We start from the raw sequence: 17,871 nt of genomic DNA on the forward strand, positions 1-17,871 counted from the left end.
GGATCGGCGGGGCGCGGGGCAGCATATGAGGCGGCGCGGCCGGTTGCCAAGGCATGCGCCAAACGGGACGCTCGGACCGCGCCCGACTTTCACCGGGGATGCCGCGACGCTGACGGGCGCTCGCGTGACGGCTATCCGGGGGACGGGAAGGGTGATCCGGCGATGAACCTCGTGCTGCTGCCCGGCTTCATGACCGATGACGACCTCTGGTCGGACATCGGCGAACGCCTCGCCGAAGTCGGTCCGATCACCTGCGGCGACCTCGCCCGGGACGCGGCCATCGCCGACATGGCGCGCCGCGTCGCCGCGGAGGCGCCGGCGCGCTTCGGGCTCGTCGGCTTCTCCATGGGCGGCTACGTCGCCCGCGCGGTCGCCCGGCTCGTGCCGGACCGGGTGGCCGCTCTGGTCCTCGTCGCCACCTCGTCGCGCGCCGACACGCCCGCCCAGGCGCGCCGGAAGGCCGCCGCGGTCGCCCATATCCGCCAGCAGGGCTACCGGGGCCTCAGCCGGTCGGCGATCCTCCAGTCGGTGCACCCGGACCGGGCCGGTGACGGCGCCCTCCTGAGCCGGATCCGGCAGATGGGCGACCGGCTCGGCGGAGAGGTCTTCCTGCGCCAGGCCGGGCAGGCGCGCGAATCCGATGGCGACCGCCTCGGCGCGATCGGCTGCCCGACCCTGGTCGTGGCGGCGGCCCAGGACGCCCTGAGGAGCCTCGACGAGGCACGGGAACTCCGCGACGGCATCCCGGGCGCGACCCTGACGGTGATCGACGGGTCGGGCCACATGCTACCGCTCGAAGCCCCGGGCGCCCTGGCGGACGCGATCGTGCCCTGGCTGCGGGCTCAGGCCTCCGGGGCCTCGACGATCGGGTCGTAGCGGGCGGCGTCGAAGCCCAGGAGGTTCCAGCTCTGGGCCATGTGGGGCGGGAGCGGCGCGCTCACGTCGACCGGCTTGCCGGTGCGCGGATGGGGGATGACGATCCGCCGGGCGAGCAGGTGGAGGCGGTTCTGGATGCCGCCCGGCAGCTCCCAGTTCTCCACCGAGAAGTATTTCGGGTCGCCCACGATCGGGTGGCCGATATGGGCCGCGTGGGCGCGCAGCTGATGGGTGCGGCCGGTGACCGGCTTGAACGACAGCCAGGACAGCTTCTGGGCGGCCTGATCGACCATGGCGTAGTAGGTGAGCGCGTGGCTCGCGCCCTCGTCGCCGTGCTTGGCGACCCGCATCCGCGCGTCGGCGTCGGTGGGCTCCTCCTTGGCGAGGTAGGTCGAGACCCGCCCCTGCCGGACCCGCGGCACGCCCGCGGTGAGCGCCCAGTAGATCTTCCGCGCCGCCCGGGACCGGAAGCTCTTGGCCAGCGTCGCGGCGGCGAGCCGGGTCTTGGCGATGATCAGGCACCCGGCCGTGTCCTTGTCCAGGCGGTGGACGAGGCGCGGCTTCTGGCCGTCCGGACCCGTGAGGGCGGCGAGCAGGCCGTCCACGTGCCGGACCGTCCCCGAACCGCCCTGGACGGCGAGGCCGAAGGGCTTGTTGAGGATCATCATGTCGGCATCCTCGTAGAGGATCAGCGACCGGATGAAGGCGGCGTCGTCCTGCTCGCGGGCGGGGCTGCGCGGCCGCTCGGTGGGCTGGTCGAGGCGCAGCGGCGGGACGCGCACGCTCATGCCCGGCTCCAGCCGGTCGTTCGGCTTGGCGCGCTTGCCGTCGACCCGCAACTCGCCCTTGCGGACGATGGTCTGTACCCGGGTGAAGGGCAGGAGCGGGAAGCGGGCGGTGAGGAAGCGGTCGATCCGCATCCCGGCCTCGTCCGGCTCGACCGTCAGGGTCTGCACGCCGGAGGCGAGGGTCGCGGAGGCGGCGGCGCGTTTCCAGAAGCTGTTCCGCACCACCGCGTTCAAGCTGTCGCTGGCCTACCTCGCGATCTTCGCCCTCTGCGCCTTCCTGGCGCTCGGCTACGTCGCGTGGAACGCCCGCGCGGTGCTNGATCGCGGGTGCCGGCATCCTCGCCGCGGTTGCGGGCGGCGCGCTCGGCGGCGTCGCGGGCGCTGGTCCGCGGACCCGTGCGGGCACGGCCGTCGGCCTGGGCCTTGCCGCCCTTGAACTTGCTGGCGCTGAACTTGCCGGCCTGAGGCTTGCGCCCCGTCGGCCCGCCGCTTCTGGGAGGTCGTGTCGTCATGCTTCCGCCGGCACCCGTCTCCGCGTCGGACGGAGCGTCCGGGCGCATGGGCCGCGGCGTCGCGGACGTCCGGACCGATGGGATTGCCCGGCTGTAGCATCGCCCGCGCCGAGCGGCAAAGGCGGTGGACCGCCCCGGCCCGTCAGGCCTCCGCGTCCCACGCGTCGCGGAGCCGGGCCTTCAGGCCGGCGGGGAAGAGATCCGGACCGCCCGGCACGTCGAGCCCGTCCAGATCGCACCACCGCGCCACGCAGGCTGTGCCGGAATCCTCGTGGAAGACGAAGCGCTCCGGCCCGTCGAACCGCCCCGGCGGCAGGGCGACGGGGAACAGGAACAGCACCTCGTGCCCGACCTGCCCCTCGTGCGTGAAGATGTTCTCCATGACGCGCGGATCGCCGAGCACCGACACGGTGACGCCGAGCTCCTCCCGGAACTCCCGGATCAGGGCGTCCTCGACCCGCTCGCCGAACGCGACGCTGCCGCCGAGGGGCCGGACGCCCTTCAGCCGCCCGTCATCCGCGCGGACCTCCGCCGCGAGCAGGCTGTTGCCGCGCCGGGGCAGGCCCAGCGCCTTCACGCGAATCTCCCGAGGGGGCCGCCAGACCGTCATCCCGCACCGACTAGGCCGCCATCGGCGCGGCCGCAACGGACCGGCGCGGCGCGCGCCGATCCACGGCAACAACCGGACACACGGTTGACGCCCGGTCACGCGACGGCCAAGCTGCGCGCGACGGTTCCCCTCGGGGATCAAAAGGGAACGCGGTGAGGGGTTCGCCCCGAAGCCGCGGCTGCCCCCGCAACTGTAAGTGGCGAGCCCTTCACCACCACGTCACTGGGTCACCCCGGGAAGACGGTGCGAGGGCGGCGACCCGCGAGCCAGGAGACCTGCCGTCAGCCGTGGTCACACGCGAAACGCGCCGGGCGGGGTGTCCTGGCGGGTGTCGAGGCGCCGCCAGTCCCGAGGGGAGGCGGCGGCCGAGGCCTCGTTCGCGGTGACGTGCCACAGCAAGCGCGCCCGCGACGCCGTTCCCCATGCCCGTCTCCACCGCCCCGAGCCCCTTGAGCCCTATCCCGGGACGCCGTCGCGCGCCCGCACCGGCTGGGCCCTCCGGACGGCCGACGCATTGTAATGTTATTACAATGCGCGTACGGTGCGAGGGCCGGCGCGCGCCGCGCACGGACCGCTTCTCCCATGTCATTGCCGACCTATCGCTCCCGCCTCGGCGGGGGGGGCCCGCTCTGCGGCGTTCTCCTCGCGCTCCTGACCGGTCCGACCGCCGCCCAGGAGGCGGTCACCCTCGATGAACTGTCGGTAGCGGGCGCGGGCGGCGACCCGGGCCGCCTGCCGCCGAACGGCCTCAACCTGCGCACGCCCGACCGCACCGCGAGCCGCCTCGGCCTGACGCCGCTGGAGACCCCGGCCAGCCTCGACATCGTGTCGGGCGAGACCGCGCGGCTGCGCGGTCAGGACACGATCGCCGAGGCCGTGACCCAGGACGCGACCGGCATCACCACCATCGCGGCGCCCGGCAACGGCAACGGCGCGTTCACGTCCCGCGGCTTCGCCGGGCCGAACTCGATCCAGCAGCTCTACGACGGCACGCGCTTCTACGTCGGCGCCAACACCGTGACCTTCCCGTTCGACACGTGGAACGTCGAGCGGATCGAGGTGCTGCGCGGGCCGTCCTCGGTGCTCTACGGCGACGGCGCCATCGGCGGCGTGATCAACGTGGTGCCCAAGAAGCCGGTCTTCGTGCCGGTCAACGCCGCCCGCGCGGTGATCGGCACCGACGGGGTCGCGCGGCTCGCCCTCGATTCCGGCGGCCCGCTGGGTCAGGCGGAGTACGGCGACACCTTCGCGTTCCGCCTCAACGTCAGCGGCAACCGCGCCGACGGCTGGATGCGGCCGGAGGGCGATTTCCGCAACCTCGCCGTCTCCGCCGCGCTGCTGTTCCGGCCGAGCGCCGACCTCGCCTTCACCCTGAGCCACGATCTCGGCTACCAGGAGCCCGCCCGCTACTGGGGCACCCCGCTGGTCGAGGGACGGGTCCCGGATCTCATCCGGTTCAACAACTACAACGTTCGCGACGCGAAGATCACCTGGGCCGACAACTGGACCCAGCTCAAGACCGAGTGGTCCCCCTCGGCCGACATCACGATCCGCAACACCGCCTACCGGCTGACCAGCCGGCGCCACTGGCTCGACGTCGAGCAGTACAGCTACAACCGCGGCACCGGGCTCGTGGACCGTGGCGACTACCTGGAGATCTACCACAGCCAGGAGCAGGTCGGAGACCGTCTCGACGCCACCTTCCGGGGCGACCTGTTCGGCCTGCGAAACCAGTTCGTGGCCGGGTTCGACGTGAATCACATCGATTTCCGTCACACCAACAACTTCTACTTCGACCAGACCACGAGCGTCCCGCTCACCGGCTACGATCCGGGCTTCTTCCCGCAGAACGGCCGGGCGCGGCCGGCCTACGCCACGCAGACGAGCCAGGCCTCGGTCTTCGCCGAGGACCGGCTGATCCTGTCGGACACGCTCTCGTTCCTCACGGGCGTGCGCCTCGACGTGCCGACTCTGAACCGCGAGGATCTGCAGACGGGATCGCGGTTCGAGAAGACCTACCGGGCGCTCGGCTACCGGTTCGGCCTCGTCTACAACCCGACGCCGGACAGCGCGCTCTACGCCCAGTACAGCTTCGCCACCGACCCGGTGAACAGCCTGATCACGCTGTCGCAGTCGCTGGCGGGCTTCAAGCTCGCGACCGGCGATCAGGTCGAGATCGGCGCCAAGGGGCTGGCCTTCGACGGCGCCCTGGAATGGACCGTCGCGGGCTACCGCATCGTCAAGGACAACCTGATCTCGGCGATCCCGGGCCAGCCGACGCTGTCCACGCAGGTGGGGAGCCAGTCCTCGCAGGGCTTCGAGCTGGCGCTCGGCTGGCGCTTCGCGCCGGGCTGGCGGCTCGACGGCAATCTGGCCCTCCTGCACGCGCAGTACGACCGGTTCGACCAGACGGTGAACGGCGCCACGGTCTCGTATGCCGGCAACCAGCCGATCGACGTGCCCGAGCGCGTGGCCAACCTCTGGCTGACCTGGGACGTCACCCGCGACTGGACCGCGCGGGTCGGGCTGCAGAACGTAGGCCAAGTCTACAGCGACTTCGGCAACACGGCGCGGCGGCCGGCCTACAACCTCGTGAACGCGGTCCTGGACCATCAGGTGACGGCGGACTCGCGCCTGTCCGTGCGGGTCTACAACCTCTTCGACAAGGTCTACGCGATCTCGGGCAACGCCGTGAACGGGGTCGGCACCAACTGGCTGCTCGGGCGCCCGCGCTCGGTCGAGGTCGCCTACACGGTGACGTGGTGAGCCGGCCGCGACGGCTCGGCAAGGCGGGGCGGCGCTGGCTGCTCCTGTTCCACCGCTGGGCCGGGATCGCCGCGGGGCTGTTCTTCGCGCTGTGGATCGGCTCCGGCCTGGTGATGCTCTACGTGCCGTTCCCGGTGCTCACCGAGGCCGAGCGGCTGTCGCGGCTCGCCCCGATCGGCTGGGAGGACGTCGCGGTCGGGCCGGACGCGGCGCTGCGGGCCGCCGGGCTCGGCGGCGTGCCGGCCGCCTTCGGCCTGGAGATGCGGGGCGGGGAGCCCGTCTACCGGATCGCCGGCCGCGACGACGGTCGAGCCACGGTCTCGGCGCGGACCGGTGAGCGGCTCGGGCCCGTCACGCCCGAAGCGGCTCTGCACCTCGCGGCCTCGGGGTTCGCGAATGCCCGCGTCACCCCGGTCGAGCGCGACCAGTGGACCGTCACGGCCCGGTACGACCCGCTCCGCCCCTTCCTGAAGGTCGCCCTCGGGGACCCGGCGGGGACCGAGCTCTACGTCTCGCGGGTCACCGGCGCGATCGCCCTCGACACGACCCGGTCCGAGCGGGCCTGGAACTGGGTCGGCGCCGTGGTGCACTGGATCTACCTCACGCCCCTGCGCGCCCGGGTGGAGCTGTGGCGGACGGTCCTGCTGTGGCTGTCGGGCTTCGCGGCCCTGGGGGCGCTGAGCGGGCTGGCGATCGGGATCTGGCGCCTGCGCCTCCGGCGGCGCTACGCGGCCGGGGCCGTCACGCCCTATCGCGGCCTCGCCCGCTGGCACCACCTGTTCGGCCTCGCGGGCGGGATCGGGCTCAGCACCTTCATCCTCAGCGGCTGGATCTCGATGAACCCGAACCGCTGGTTCGCGTCGACCGCGGCGCCCGCCGCCATCGGCGCCGCCTACGCCGGACAGCCTGCGGCCCTCGGCCTCACCGCCGAGGCCCTGCGCGGCTTCGCCGGGCCCGGGACGCGCGCGCTGCGCTTCGCACGGCCCTCGACGCGGCCGCGATCGCGCGGGCCGCCGGCCCGGCGCTTCCCGGCGGCCTGCGGGCGGCCGCGGAGATGACCGCCTACGACCTCTACTGGTACCCGCACGGCTCCGATCCGCGGCCGCTCCCGGTGCTGCGGCTGCGGTTCGGCGACCCGGACGCCACCTGGCTCCACGTCGATCCCCGGGACGGGACCATCCTCCAGCGCCTGGACCGCTCGGGCCGGATCAACCGCTGGCTGTTCGACGCGGCGCACCGCCTCGACCTGCCCGGGCTCACCGGCAGCCGCCCGCTCCACGACGCGGCGCAGTGGATCCTGAACCTCCTGGCGGCCGGCATCGCCGTGACCGGGATCGTCGCGGGCTGGCGCAGGCTGCGCCGGAACCTCACGGCCCAGGAGATCCGATGACCGACGCGGCCCTCAGAACCGCGCCGTCAGGAACAGCCGCACGTTCCGTCCCGGCAGCAGGATCTCGTCCTTCTTGAACGAGGTCGAGTTGCGGATGTCGTCGTTCAGCAGGTTGCGGCCCTGGAGGCCGAGGGTGATCGCGCTCGCCCCGTAGACCGAAGGATCGACGGCCTTGGTGTAGCTCAGCTCGGCGCGCAGGTCGTCGTAGCCGGGGGTCGGCGTCTCGTACACGGCCGTGGCGTCGTGGCTGAAGGCGTGGAGCAGGTTCACCCGCGCGAACCACCCGTCCGCCCGCAGGTAGACGCCGCCGCCGAGCCGGTAGGGTGGGATGCGCGGCACGTTCGCGCCGTTGTCAAACTGGGCGCGGACGAAGTCGAACTGCGCCTCGATCCCGGCGAAGCCGTTGCCCACCGGCACGAGGTCGTACTGGCCGATGATCTCGGCACCGAAGAAGGTCGCGTTCTGCTGCTGGTAGACGATCTGCCGGTTGTCGGTGCCGACGCCGCAGGAGGCGAAGTCGTCGTCGCAGGTCAGGCCTGTGTAGTTCCGGTAGATGAAGCCGGTGTAGCGGGTGAAGTAGCCGGTGGCGTCGAGGCGGAAGGGTCCCTCGGCCCGCCGGATGCTGGCCTCGACGGTCCGGGCGCGCTCCTTCTTGAGGTTCGGGTTGCCGATCTCGAAGGTCGCGGTGGCGTCGTGCGGGCCCTGCGAGAACAGCTCGTAGCCGGTGGGCCCGCGCTCGACGTAGGAGCCCGTGAGGCTCGCCACGAAGCCGTAGGGCAGGTCCTGCAGGGCGCCGATGCTGGCGCTCTTCGGGGCGAAGCGCCGGGTCCGCGCGTACTGGAACGGCTCCTGGCCGTCGACCGGCACGTAGTCGGCGGGGAACTGCGCCGCCGTGCTCGACAGTCGGTCGACCTCGTAGCGCCCGGCCGCCTGCAGCCGCGTTCCCGGGCGCAGTTCCAGCTCCTCGAACAGGTAGACCGCGTTCGCGCGCGACTCGGTCTTCGGCAGGAACGATTCGAGCTGCGTGTTGATCACGCGCCGGTCCGACTGGAAGCCCAGAGCGCCGGTGAGTCTTCCGAACGCGGTGATGACAGGGACGTGCTGGAGTTCCAGGCGCCCCTCGGCCTCGCGGTTCTTGAAGATCGCCTGGACGCCCTCGATCCCGTCGCCGCCGATCCCGACCTCGCTGTGGCGGTAGACCGAGTAGCCCGCCCAGTAGCGGATCACCTCGAAGGGCCCGTCGAGCGGGCGGTACTCGCCCCGCGACAGGACCCGGTCCTGGTTCGGGGTCAGGCGGGTCCGGTCCTGCTCGGCGACGCCGCCCGGGATCGCGTAGACCGCGTCGTAGTGGCTGAAGGAGATGCCCGCGAAGCCGCGGTCGCCGATCGCCGAGATGCCGACCGCGCCGCCCTGCGACTCGTTGTAGGAGTTGCGCTGGATCCCCCCGGGAATCGCGTAGCTGTCGTTGGCGGTCTTGAAGCCGTCGGCGTGGACCGCGATGCCGTCGCCGCCGGCATCGACCGTGGCGGCGCCGAGGCGGCCGTTATCCACGCTGGAGAAGCCGCTGGTGACCTGACCCTGCACCCCGTTCGCCGGGATGAAGGTCGGCACCCGGTTATTGTCGGCCGAGACGACGCCGCCGATGGCCCCCGAGCCGTAGCGCAGGGTCGCGGGACCGCGGATCACCTCGATCCGGTCGGAGACCAGCGGGTTGACCGGCACGGCGTGGTCCTCGCCGAGGTCGGACACGCCGCCGTTGACGATGCCGTTCTCCTGGATCCGCACTCGGGCATTGTCGAGGCCGCGGATGATCGGCCGGGACGCCGCGCCCGGCGCGTAGGTCGTGCCGGAGATGCCCGGTCGGTCGAACAGGGCGTCGCCCAGGGTCCGCGGCTGGTCGCGCGCGATCTGGTCCTGGGTCACCACCGTCATTGGTGAGAACGTGTTGGTCGCCACCGGCAGGACGCCGATCGGCACCGCCGCATCCGCCGCGACCGCGCCGCGCGACGGCTGGATCGGGCTCGGGCTGGTCACGCTGATCTCGTCGAGGGCGACGGCCTGCTGCGCCCGCGCGGTGGAGGGTGTGAGGAGGCCCGCGCAGACGGTCGAGGACAGGACCGTGCTGGCGAGGAAACCGAAGCGGCGCGAGGGAGGCATCGAGACTCACACAGTGTTATATCATTGCATTGTTGCACCCCCTCGCTCCAGCGCAAGCGTCAAACCCGCAGCCGCGAGACGCGGCTGAGAAACGTTACATCGTTGCAACATTCCCGTCGCCCGCGTCGCGGCCCGATTTCCCGCACCGGGTTGACTTTGAAACGTTATAACATCTTGATGGCGCCATGACCCAGCGCGACCCTCGTCTTCCCGTCACCGTCCTGTCCGGCTTCCTCGGAGCCGGGAAGACGACCCTGCTCAACCACGTGCTCACCAATCGCGACGGCCGCCGCGTCGCCGTGATCGTCAACGACATGAGCGAGGTGAACATTGACGCGGACCTGGTCCGCGCCGGGGGCGCCGACCTGTCCCGGACCGACGAGACGCTCGTCGAGCTGACCAACGGCTGCATCTGCTGCACCCTGCGCGACGACCTGCTCGCCGAGGTGCGGCGGCTGTCGGAGACGGGTCGGTTCGACTACCTGCTGATCGAGGGGACCGGCATCGCCGAGCCGCTCCCGGTCGCCTCGACCTTCTCGTTCCGCGACGAGGCCGGGCGGTCCCTGTCGGATCTCGCCCGGCTCGACACGATGGTCACGGTGGTCGACGCGGTGAACCTGCTCAAGGATTACGGCTCGGCCGCCTTCCTGCGCGAGCGCGGCGAGACCGCCGGCGCCGAGGACACGCGCACGCTCGTGGACCTGCTGGTGGAGCAGATCGAGTTCGCCGACGTGGTGGTGATCAACAAGGCGCACGACGTCTGCGCGGAGCATCTCGCGCTGGTCCGCTCCGTCGTGCGGGGCCTGAACGCCGATGCCCGCATCCTCGAGACCGATCACGGGCGCGCGCCGCTCGCCGATATCCTCGACACCGGCCTGTTCGACGAGGAGAAGGCGCAGCAGCACCCGCTCTGGTTCAAGGAACTCTACGGCGCCCACGCGCACGTGCCGGAGACCGAAGCGTACGGCATCGCCTCCTTCGTCTACCGGGCCCGGCGGCCCTTCGACCCGGAGCGCTTCAACGCCTTCGTCAACACCACCTGGCCGGGCCTGATCCGCGCGAAGGGCCACTTCTGGCTCGCGACCCGGCCGGACTGGGTCGGCGAGTTCTCCCTGGCGGGCGCCGTGGCCCGGGTCTCGGCGATGGGGTTCTGGTGGTCGGCCGTGCCGCGGCGGCGCTGGCCGGAGGCGCCCGAGTTCCGGCTGCGCCTCCAGGACGTCTGGAGCGAGGTCTGGGGCGACCGGCGGCAGGAGCTGGTCTTCATCGGCACCGGCATGGACGCGGCGGCGCTCACGGCGGCGCTGGACGCCTGCCTGATCGAGACCGGTGCGGACCGGGAGCCGTTCGATCCCGCGCCCTATCGCGGCCTGCCGGACCCGTTCCCGGCGTGGCGGCGCGCGGCCTGAGGCCGGCGGTCAGGTCGCCAGCGCCTCGGCCTCGTCCTCGGCCTCGATCTCGGCATCCGCCTCGGCCGTCTGACCGGAGGCGCCGGCCGCCTCCGCGAGGCCGCGGGCCGCCTTCCGCAGGAGCTTCCGGAGCCGGCGGCGATCGGTCTTGTCGAGGTGGTCGAGCAGTTCGGCCTCGACCTCCTCCTGGATCCGCTCGATGGCCTCGGCCTTGGCTCGGCCGGCCTCCGTGAGCTGGACCCGGACCACGCGGCCGTCGCCCGATTCGGCCCGACGCTCGACGATGCCGAGGGCCGCGAGCCGCGTGACGGTCTTGGAGGCGGTGGGCGGCCGGACGCGCAGCAGGGCGGCGAGATCGCCCATCGTCATCGTGCCGGCCGCGGCGAGCGCCTGCACCACCTGCTCCTGTCCGGCGAACAGGCCGAGCTTGGCCAGACGATCGCCGGTCCGCGCCCGGTGCAGGCGCGCCGCCTGCACCAGCGCCCAGCCGACGCTGCGCACGCCGGGTGGCCGCAGCTTCTTGGACGGGAGACCGAGCACGGCGGCCGCCTCGTCCTGGTGATCGCGCTTCTGCTTGTCGCCCACCGGAGCGCTCGAATTAGTGCCGGCGGCCGCCGGACGATCCTGAATCTGCACCGTCCACCCCCATCAAGCGGCCGCCCAGGTCCCTGTGGCGACGACCGGTGACGGTGCGATGACGGGGCTCGCGCGGAGGTCCGCTCAGCAGTGCATGAGACGCTGGAGCCGGTCCAGGATGTCCTCGCCGGTGCAGGGACGGGCGATGAACTCGGCGTGCTTGGGCATGCGGGCCGGGTCGGGCGAGGCGCGCCCGGACACGATCAGGATCGGCAGTTGCGGCCGCGCCTCGGCCACGGAACTCGCGAGGTCGAAGCCGTCCGTCTTGCCCGAGAGCTGCACGTCCGTGACGAGCCCGCAAATGTCCGGGCGCGCCTGCAGGATGCTCAGCGCCCGCTCGGCCGAGGCGCACTGAACGGTGTCGTAGCCACCTTCCTCCAGCACGTCCCCGAGGTCCATGATCGTCAGCGCCTCGTCCTCGACGAGGAGGATTACCGGCCGATCGCCGCTCGAACCCGTCTGCTCGCTCGCCACTGTGTACTCCCTCCGGCAGCACCCGGCCGCGCGGGCCGCCGCACGCATCTCCAGCCGTAGGCCCAACGGCAGAAACGGTCCCGGGTTGCAGGCTGGTACTGGGGCTCGTCACGGGAAAGTGGGACGTGCGGGCGTCACGGCGATGACGGCGCCAGCTCGACCACCACCCCGGCGACGGCCTCGATCAGCCGGTCGAGATCCGCCGCACCGATCGTGAGGGCCGGGGTGAGGTAGACGATATCGCCGAAGGGCCGCACCCAGACGCCGCGGGCGAGCAGGGCCGCCTTCAGGACGGCCAGATCGGGCGCCCGCGCGAACTGGACCGCGCCGATGGCCCCGAGGACCCGGACATCGGCCACGCCGGGCACCCGCCGCAGCGGCTCCAGCCCCGCGGCGAGGCGCTCCGCGATGGCGCGGGCCTGGGTCAGGCGCGGCTCGGTCTCGAACAGGTCGAGGCTGGCATTGGCCGCCGCGCAGGCGAGGGGATTGGCCATGAAGGTCGGGCCGTGCATCAGCGCCGCCGCCGGATCCTCGGACCAGAACGCCGCGAACACCTCCGTGCGGGCGACCGTGGCGGCGAGCGCCATCGTGCCGCCCGTGAGCGCCTTCGACAGGCACAGGATGTCGGGCACGATCCCCGCCTGCTCGCAGGCGAACAGGCTGCCGGTGCGCCCGAAGCCGGTGAAGATCTCGTCGGCGATGAGCGGCAGCCCGTGGCGGCGGGCCAGGCGGGCGACCGTCGCGAGCACCTCCGGCGGGTGCGTGCGCATCCCGCCGGCACCCTGGACCAGCGGCTCGACGATCACCGCCGCCAGGGTGTCGCGATGGGCCGCCAGGGCGGCATCGAGCGCCGCGGTCTCGGCCGCGCCCCGCGGCAGGTCGCAGAAGATCTGGCTCGGCAGGTAGGCACCGAAGCGGCGGTGCATGCCCTCCTCGGGGTCGCAGACCGACATCGCCCCCATCGTGTCGCCGTGGTAGCCGCCGCGGAACGCGAGGACCTTCGTCCGCCCGGTGACGCCGCGGTTGATCCACATCTGTGCCGCCATCTTGAGCGCGACCTCGACGGCGACCGAGCCCGAATCGCTGAGGAAGACGTGGTCGAGATCGCCCGGCAGCAGGGCGGCGAGCCGCCGGGCCAGGGCCTCCGCCGGTGCGTGGGTCAGGCCTCCGAACATCACGTGCGGCATGCGCGCGAGCTGATCGGCCACCGCGCCCGCTATGTGCGGGTGATTGTAGCCGTGCACGGCGGTCCACCAGGAGGCGATGCCGTCCACGAGCTCGCGGCCGTCGGCGAGGCGGATGCGGGTGCCGTGAGTCGCGACCGCCTCCAGGGGCGGCGTTGCGCGGTGCATCTGCGTGTAGGGCCGCCAGAGATGGCCTGCGGGCGTTGCGAGGGTCATGCCTCCGGCATGGTGGGGCCTCGGACGGCGGTCAAGGGTCCGGCACCGGGCGCTTGACTTTGCCGGCGCGGCACCGCCCATCCCCGTCCCCATGGACAGCCTCGACGCCTTCGCCACCGGGAAACTCGACGCCCTCGAGGCCGGCAGCCTGCGCCGCAAGCTGGTGCCGACGGAGCGCGGCGCCGGCGCCGCGGCGGCGCGGCGGGGACGGGCGCTCGTCTCCTTCTCGTGCAACGATTATCTCGGCCTCTCGCACCACCCGCGGGTGATCGCGGCGGCTCAGGCGGCCGCGGCGTCCCACGGGGCGGGGGCGGGCGGGTCGCGGCTCGTGACCGGCGATCATCCCCATCTCGGCGCGCTGGAGGCCGGCCTCGCCCGCCACAAGGGCACGGAGGCCGCCCTGGTCTTCGGCAGCGGCTACCTCGCCAATCTCGGCATCACCCCGGCGCTCGCCGGGCGGGGCGATCTCGTCCTGCTGGACGAACTGTCCCACGCCTGCATGTGGGCGGGCGCGCGGCTCTCGGGCGCGCGGGTCCAGACCTTCCGCCACAACGATCCCGGCGACCTCGCGGCGCGGCTCGCCGAGCACCGGCCGCACCACGGGCGCGCCCTCGTGCTCACCGAGCGGGTGTTCAGCATGGACGGCGACCGGGCGCCGCTCGGCGACATCCTGGCCATCGCCGAGTCCTTCGACGCCTGGACGCTGGTGGACGATGCCCACGGCATCGGCGTGGTCGAGGACGGACCGCGCGCGCCCCTCGAGATGGGCACCCTGTCGAAGGCGCTCGGCTCCTACGGCGGCTATCTCTGCGCCTCGCGCCCGGTCGTCGACCTGATGACGAGCCGCGCCCGCAGCTTCGTCTACACCACCGGCCTGCCCCCGGCCTCGGCCGCCGCCGCCCTTGAGGCGCTGGCGATCCTGGAGGCGGAGCCCGACCGCCGGGCCCGTCCGCTCGCCCTCGCCCGGCGCTTCACCGCCCGCCTGGGCCTGCCGGAGGCCGAGAGCGCGGTCGTGCCGGTGCTGGTCGGCGAGGCGCAGAGGGCGCTCGACATCTCGGCGGCGCTGGAGGCGCAGGGCTACCTCGTGGTGGCGATCCGGCCGCCGACCGTGCCGGCCGGGACGGCGCGGCTGCGGGTCGCCTTCTCGGCCGCCCACGACGAGGCCCAGGTCGACGCCCTCGCGGAGGCCGTGGCCGCCCTGATCGACTGAGCGCGGGCGCTTCCCGGTGATCGCGCCGATTCTCAGAGCTGCGGACAGAACGAGCGGATGCGGACACCGTTCGTCTCTGCGGGCGCGGCGAAGCGATCCTGGGCGGCGCGACCTCTGAGATCCGCGGCGCCACACCGGATCGCTTCGCCGCGCCCGCAAAGACGGTGAGGGCTTGGCGACAACCTGCTAAGGCGTTTCGCGCACCGAGAACCCGATCCGGCCGCCGGAGGTCGGGCGACACCATCGAGAGGACGACGCCATGGACGCCACCGCGCTGCGAGCCCTCCAGGCTCCGATCAAGGACAAGTACCGCACCGCGCCGGACGCGGCGGTCATCACCTTGAAGGCCAGGGGCACGCTGGACGACACCAAGATCGCCTGCAAGGTCGAGACGGGCCGCGCCATCGCGGAGGCCGGGCTGCATCCGGCCACGGGCGGCTCGGGCGCGGAGCTGTGCTCGGGCGACATGCTGCTGGAGGCGCTGGTCGCCTGCGCGGGCGTGACGCTCAAGGCGGTGGCCACAGCCCTGGAGATCCCGCTGCGCGCCGGCACGGTCAGCGCCGAGGGCGACCTCGATTTCCGCGGCACCCTCGGAGTCGACAAGGAGGCGCCGGTGGGCTTCCGGAGCATCCGCCTGTTCTTCGAGCTCGACACCGACGCGCCGGAGGACAAGCTCGCCCAGTTGCTGAAGCTGACCGAGCGCTACTGCGTGGTCTTCCAGACTCTCAACCACAAGCCGGAACTGTCGGTCGCTGCGACGACGGCCTGACGGAGGGCAGCATGGCGGGCGGCATCACCCAGGCCGAGTACTGGAACGGCGAGGTCGGGACGCGCTGGGCGCGCAATCAGGCCGTCCTCGACGCGATGTTCGTCCCGCTGACGGAGGCGCTCTTCGCCCGCGCGGGGCTCGGTCCGGGCGAGACGGTGCTCGACATCGGCTGCGGCGCGGGTGCCACGACCCTGGAGGCGGCGCGCCGGGTCGGGCCCGGCGGCGGCGTGACGGGCGCCGACATCTCGGCGCCGCTCCTCGCCGTGGGGCGGGATCGCGCCGAGGCGGAGCCGCCCGGCGCCGCCCCGATCCGGTTCGTCGAGGCCGATGTCGAGGCCGCCGATCTCGGCCGGTTCGACCGGGTCGTGTCGCGGTTCGGCGTGATGTTCTTCCCGGATTCCGCCCGCGCCTTCGCCAACGTGCGCCGGATGCTCCGGCCGGGCGGCCGGATGACCTTCCTGTGCTGGCGAGCCCTCTCGGAGAACGCGTGGGTGGGCGTGCCGCGCGACGCGGTGCTGCCGCTCCTGCCGGAGGTGCCGCCGCCGCCGCGGCCCGACACGCCGGGGCCGTTCCGCTTCGCCGACGCCGACCCGCTCGTCGCGCTCCTGCGCGGGGCCGGGTTCGACGCCGTCACCTGCGACGCCCTCGACCGGGACATCGTCCTCGGGCAGGGCGAGACCGACGCGGCGGCGATCGCGGCGGCCACCCACGTCGCCCTGAACCTCGGGCCGAGCTCGCACCTCGTCCGCGAGGCCGCGCCGGAGCTTCGGGCGCGCGCCGAGGCGGCCGTGGCGGAGGCCCTCAGNGGTTCCGCGCCGCGACCCCGGACATCCCGCTGTCCTGGGTGACTGCGCCGCGCGCGCGATGACGGAAGGGTGCGGCAGCCGCGGCGGTCGAGCGGAGGTCGAGCGGAGGTCGATCGGAACGGTATCAGAGCCCCAGGGCGCCGCCGTCCGAGCGCGGGTCGTGGGTCGCTTCGATCCGCCCGTTCCGGGGATGGCGGACCAGCATGCCCGCGTGGCCGAGCGAGTCGATGTAGGAGCCGCCGAGCTCCTCGATCTCGTGGCCGAGGCGGCCGAGGGCCGCGATGCAGGCCGGATCGAACCGGTCCTCCACCTTCACGCTGAGGGAGGGCGCCCCCCAGGTCCGCCCGTAGAGCAGGCGCGGCGCGTCGACCGCGTCCGCCACCGACATCCCGTAATCGGCGTAGCGGGTGAAGATCTGCGCCTGGAACTGCGGCTGCCCGTCGCCGCCCATGCTGCCGTAGCTCATCACCCGCCCGTCGTCGAAGGCGGCGAGCGCCGGGATCAGCGTGTGGAACGGGCGCCGGCCCGGCTCCAGCGGGTTCACGGCCTTCGGGTCGAGGGAGAACGACATGCCCCGGTTCTGCCAGCAGATGCCGGTGGCGGGCAGGACCGTCCCGGAACCGTACTCCCAGTAGACCGACTGGATGTAGGAAACGGCGAGGCCGTCCTTGTCGATCGCACCCATCCAGACCGTGTCGCCGTGGCCCGGATCGGGCAGGGGCACCCGGGCGGCGCGGCCCATATCGACGAGCGCGGCCTCGCCGGCGAGCCGGTCCGGGGTCAGGAAGGTGGCGGGGTCGTGCCGCAGGCGGGCGAAGTCGGTCACCACGCGGTCGCGGATCACGAAGGCCCGCTTCGTCGCCTCGATCAGCCCGTGGTAATGGGCGGTGGTCTCGGGCTCGGCGATGTTCAGCCGGTCGAAGATCCCGAGGATCAGGAGAGCCGCGAGCCCCTGGGTCGGCGGCGGGAAGTTGTAGAGCGTCGCGTCGCGGCGGCGGATCGACAGGGGCGCGCGCTCGACCGCCGCGAAGGATTCCAGATCCGCGCGGGTGACCGGCGCGCCGAGCCGCTCCAGGTCGGCGGCGATCTCACGGCCGATATCGCCGCGGTAGAAATCGCCGAGGCCCGCATGGGCGAGCTGCTCCAGGGTGGCGGCGAGCAGCGGGAGGCTCCGGGTCTCGCCGGCCGGGAAGGGCTTGCCCGCCTTCAGGAACGTCCGCGCGAAGTTCGGGGCGTCGTGGAGCGTGTCGAGTTCCTGGGGCACGTAGCGCGCCTCCGACGGTGAGACCGGGACGCCGGCCCGCGCCTGCGCGATCGCGTCGGCGAGCAGGGTCTCCAGCGGGAGGCGGCCGCCCAGCGCGCGCGCCAGCTCCAGGGCGAGGCGCCAGCCGCCCACCGCGCCCGCGACGGTGACCATCGCGTCGGGGCCGCGGGCCGGGATCGCGTCGAGTTCCTTCTCCCGGTAGCGCGGGATCGTGGCGAGGCGCCCGGCCGGGCCGCAGGCCTCGATGCCGCGCCCCCGGCCGCCGCGCTCGCGCACCAGCCAGAAACCGTCGCCGCCGATGCCGTTCATGTGCGGGTACACCACCGCGATGGAGGCGGCCATCGCCACCATCGCCTCGATGGCGTTGCCGCCCTGCGCCAGGACGGCAACGCCATCGAGGCGATGNGCCCCAGGGCGAGGCGCCAGCCGCCCACCGCGCCCGCGACGGTGACCATCGCGTCGGGGCCGCGGGCCGGGATCGCGTCGAGTTCCTTCTCCCGGTAGCGCGGGATCGTGGCGAGGCGCCCGGCCGGGCCGCAGGCCTCGATGCCGCGCACCCGGCCGCCGCGCTCGCGCACCAGCCAGAAACCGTCGCCGCCGATGCCGTTCATGTGCGGGTACACCACCGCGATGGAGGCGGCCATCGCCACCATCGCCTCGATGGCGTTGCCGCCCTGCGCCAGGACGGTCTGGCCGGCCCGGGCGGCGAGGCTGTGGGGCGCGGCGACGGCGGCGGACGTGAAGACGGGAGTCTCGGGCATCGACGGTCCTGTGGTGTACCGGCCGCAGGGTTAGGCGAGCGCGCGG

Annotated in this window: 15 protein-coding genes, 2 pseudogenes and 1 riboswitch; of the genes and pseudogenes, 8 read left to right on the plus strand and 9 right to left on the minus strand. The window is 73.0% G+C overall.

From position 1 onward, the window contains the following. The first annotated feature begins 162 nt into the window (after positions 1-162). Complete coding sequence (locus MMR14E_RS01730; protein WP_331312546.1) at positions 163-876, plus strand: alpha/beta fold hydrolase; 714 nt, start codon at positions 163-165, stop codon at positions 874-876. On the opposite strand, the pseudogene MMR14E_RS01735 reads toward MMR14E_RS01730, so the two are convergent. The 3 genes and pseudogenes from MMR14E_RS01735 to MMR14E_RS01740 form a co-directional block, all read right to left on the minus strand. Continuing rightward, positions 843-1,865: pseudogene (locus MMR14E_RS01735) on the minus strand (RluA family pseudouridine synthase); the annotation flags it as partial. The gene MMR14E_RS01730 and the pseudogene MMR14E_RS01735 sit on opposite strands and share 34 nt — an antisense overlap. Before the next feature lie 131 nt (positions 1,866-1,996). Then, positions 1,997-2,176: pseudogene (locus MMR14E_RS29130) on the minus strand (RluA family pseudouridine synthase); the annotation flags it as partial. A gap of 142 nt (positions 2,177-2,318) precedes the next feature. Beyond that, complete coding sequence (locus MMR14E_RS01740) at positions 2,319-2,753, minus strand: NUDIX hydrolase (RefSeq protein ID WP_419539280.1); 435 nt, start codon at positions 2,751-2,753, stop codon at positions 2,319-2,321. A 137-nt stretch (positions 2,754-2,890) separates the two neighbouring features. Next, positions 2,891-3,084: riboswitch (cobalamin riboswitch) on the plus strand. Between the two features lie 284 nt (positions 3,085-3,368). On the opposite strand from MMR14E_RS01740, the gene MMR14E_RS01745 reads away from it, so the two are divergent. The 3 genes from MMR14E_RS01745 to MMR14E_RS01755 are packed head-to-tail and all read left to right on the plus strand — an operon-like array spanning position 3,369 to position 6,942. Continuing rightward, positions 3,369-5,552 carry a TonB-dependent siderophore receptor gene (locus MMR14E_RS01745; protein ID WP_331312549.1) on the plus strand — a complete coding sequence of 728 codons (2,184 nt, stop codon included), beginning with the start codon at positions 3,369-3,371 and terminating at the stop codon, positions 5,550-5,552. Next, a complete protein-coding gene (locus MMR14E_RS01750) occupies positions 5,549-6,610 on the plus strand; it encodes a hypothetical protein (protein ID WP_331312550.1) in 1,062 nt (353 codons plus the stop codon). Before MMR14E_RS01745 ends, MMR14E_RS01750 begins: the two co-directional genes overlap by 4 nt. After that, positions 6,607-6,942, plus strand: a complete 336-nt coding sequence (locus tag MMR14E_RS01755) for a hypothetical protein (protein WP_331312551.1) — start codon at positions 6,607-6,609, stop codon at positions 6,940-6,942. The genes MMR14E_RS01750 and MMR14E_RS01755 overlap by 4 nt, the downstream gene beginning before the upstream one ends. A gap of 12 nt (positions 6,943-6,954) precedes the next feature. Here the strand turns inward: MMR14E_RS01755 and MMR14E_RS01760 are convergent, their stop codons facing one another. Continuing rightward, the gene (locus MMR14E_RS01760; protein WP_331312552.1) at positions 6,955-9,099 is read right to left on the minus strand and encodes a TonB-dependent receptor; all 2,145 of its coding nucleotides are present in this window, start codon (positions 9,097-9,099) and stop codon (positions 6,955-6,957) included. A 185-nt stretch (positions 9,100-9,284) separates the two neighbouring features. Here MMR14E_RS01760 and MMR14E_RS01765 point away from each other — a divergent pair, with 185 nt between their 5' ends. Then, positions 9,285-10,505 (plus strand): GTP-binding protein, encoded by a 1,221-nt coding sequence (locus MMR14E_RS01765; protein WP_331312553.1) that lies wholly within the window; start codon positions 9,285-9,287, stop codon positions 10,503-10,505. Positions 10,506-10,514: 9 nt separating this feature from the next. On the opposite strand, the gene MMR14E_RS01770 is transcribed toward MMR14E_RS01765, so the two are convergent. From MMR14E_RS01770 to MMR14E_RS01780, 3 genes are all read right to left on the minus strand, one after another. Next, a complete protein-coding gene (locus MMR14E_RS01770) occupies positions 10,515-11,141 on the minus strand; it encodes a MarR family winged helix-turn-helix transcriptional regulator (protein ID WP_419539281.1) in 627 nt (208 codons plus the stop codon). An 84-nt stretch (positions 11,142-11,225) separates the two neighbouring features. Then, entirely contained in the window at positions 11,226-11,615 is a 390-nt protein-coding gene (locus MMR14E_RS01775; RefSeq protein ID WP_331289920.1) for a response regulator, read from the minus strand. A gap of 134 nt (positions 11,616-11,749) precedes the next feature. Further along, complete coding sequence (locus tag MMR14E_RS01780) at positions 11,750-13,015, minus strand: adenosylmethionine--8-amino-7-oxononanoate transaminase (protein WP_331312555.1); 1,266 nt, start codon at positions 13,013-13,015, stop codon at positions 11,750-11,752. Positions 13,016-13,106: 91 nt separating this feature from the next. Here MMR14E_RS01780 and MMR14E_RS01785 point away from each other — a divergent pair, with 91 nt between their 5' ends. From MMR14E_RS01785 to MMR14E_RS01795, 3 genes are all read left to right on the plus strand, one after another. Then, complete coding sequence (locus tag MMR14E_RS01785) at positions 13,107-14,225, plus strand: aminotransferase class I/II-fold pyridoxal phosphate-dependent enzyme (RefSeq protein WP_331312556.1); 1,119 nt, start codon at positions 13,107-13,109, stop codon at positions 14,223-14,225. A gap of 259 nt (positions 14,226-14,484) precedes the next feature. After that, positions 14,485-14,994: an OsmC family protein gene (locus MMR14E_RS01790; RefSeq protein WP_012317870.1), complete on the plus strand. Its 510-nt coding sequence runs from the start codon at positions 14,485-14,487 to the stop codon at positions 14,992-14,994. Between the two features lie 11 nt (positions 14,995-15,005). Continuing rightward, positions 15,006-15,842, plus strand: a complete 837-nt coding sequence (locus MMR14E_RS01795; protein ID WP_331312557.1) for a class I SAM-dependent methyltransferase — start codon at positions 15,006-15,008, stop codon at positions 15,840-15,842. 82 nt (positions 15,843-15,924) lie between these two features. On the opposite strand, the gene MMR14E_RS01800 is transcribed toward MMR14E_RS01795, so the two are convergent. Both MMR14E_RS01800 and MMR14E_RS01805 read right to left on the minus strand, forming a co-directional pair. Then, entirely contained in the window at positions 15,925-17,415 is a 1,491-nt protein-coding gene (locus MMR14E_RS01800) for a gamma-glutamyltransferase family protein (RefSeq protein WP_419539282.1), read from the minus strand. Next, a complete protein-coding gene (locus tag MMR14E_RS01805; RefSeq protein WP_419539283.1) occupies positions 17,370-17,825 on the minus strand; it encodes a gamma-glutamyltransferase in 456 nt (151 codons plus the stop codon). The genes MMR14E_RS01800 and MMR14E_RS01805 overlap by 46 nt, the downstream gene beginning before the upstream one ends. Between the last annotated feature and the right edge of the window lie 46 nt (positions 17,826-17,871).

The organism is Methylobacterium mesophilicum, assembly GCF_036441335.1.
GTDB classification, from domain to species: domain Bacteria; phylum Pseudomonadota; class Alphaproteobacteria; order Rhizobiales; family Beijerinckiaceae; genus Methylobacterium; species Methylobacterium mesophilicum_B.

Coding starts and splice junctions, on each gene's coding strand:
- MMR14E_RS01785 (WP_331312556.1), top strand. CDS start 13,107: ATGGACAGCCTCGACGCCTTCGCCACCGGGAAACTCGACGCCCTCGAG.
- MMR14E_RS01760 (WP_331312552.1), bottom strand. CDS start 9,099: ATGCCTCCCTCGCGCCGCTTCGGTTTCCTCGCCAGCACGGTCCTGTCC.
- MMR14E_RS01730 (WP_331312546.1), top strand. CDS start 163: ATGAACCTCGTGCTGCTGCCCGGCTTCATGACCGATGACGACCTCTGG.
- MMR14E_RS01765 (WP_331312553.1), top strand. CDS start 9,285: ATGACCCAGCGCGACCCTCGTCTTCCCGTCACCGTCCTGTCCGGCTTC.
- MMR14E_RS01745 (WP_331312549.1), top strand. CDS start 3,369: ATGTCATTGCCGACCTATCGCTCCCGCCTCGGCGGGGGGGGCCCGCTC.
- MMR14E_RS01800 (WP_419539282.1), bottom strand. CDS start 17,415: ATGGTGGCGATGGCCGCCTCCATCGCGGTGGTGTACCCGCACATGAAC.
- MMR14E_RS01755 (WP_331312551.1), top strand. CDS start 6,607: ATGACCGCCTACGACCTCTACTGGTACCCGCACGGCTCCGATCCGCGG.
- MMR14E_RS01780 (WP_331312555.1), bottom strand. CDS start 13,015: ATGACCCTCGCAACGCCCGCAGGCCATCTCTGGCGGCCCTACACGCAG.
- MMR14E_RS01790 (WP_012317870.1), top strand. CDS start 14,485: ATGGACGCCACCGCGCTGCGAGCCCTCCAGGCTCCGATCAAGGACAAG.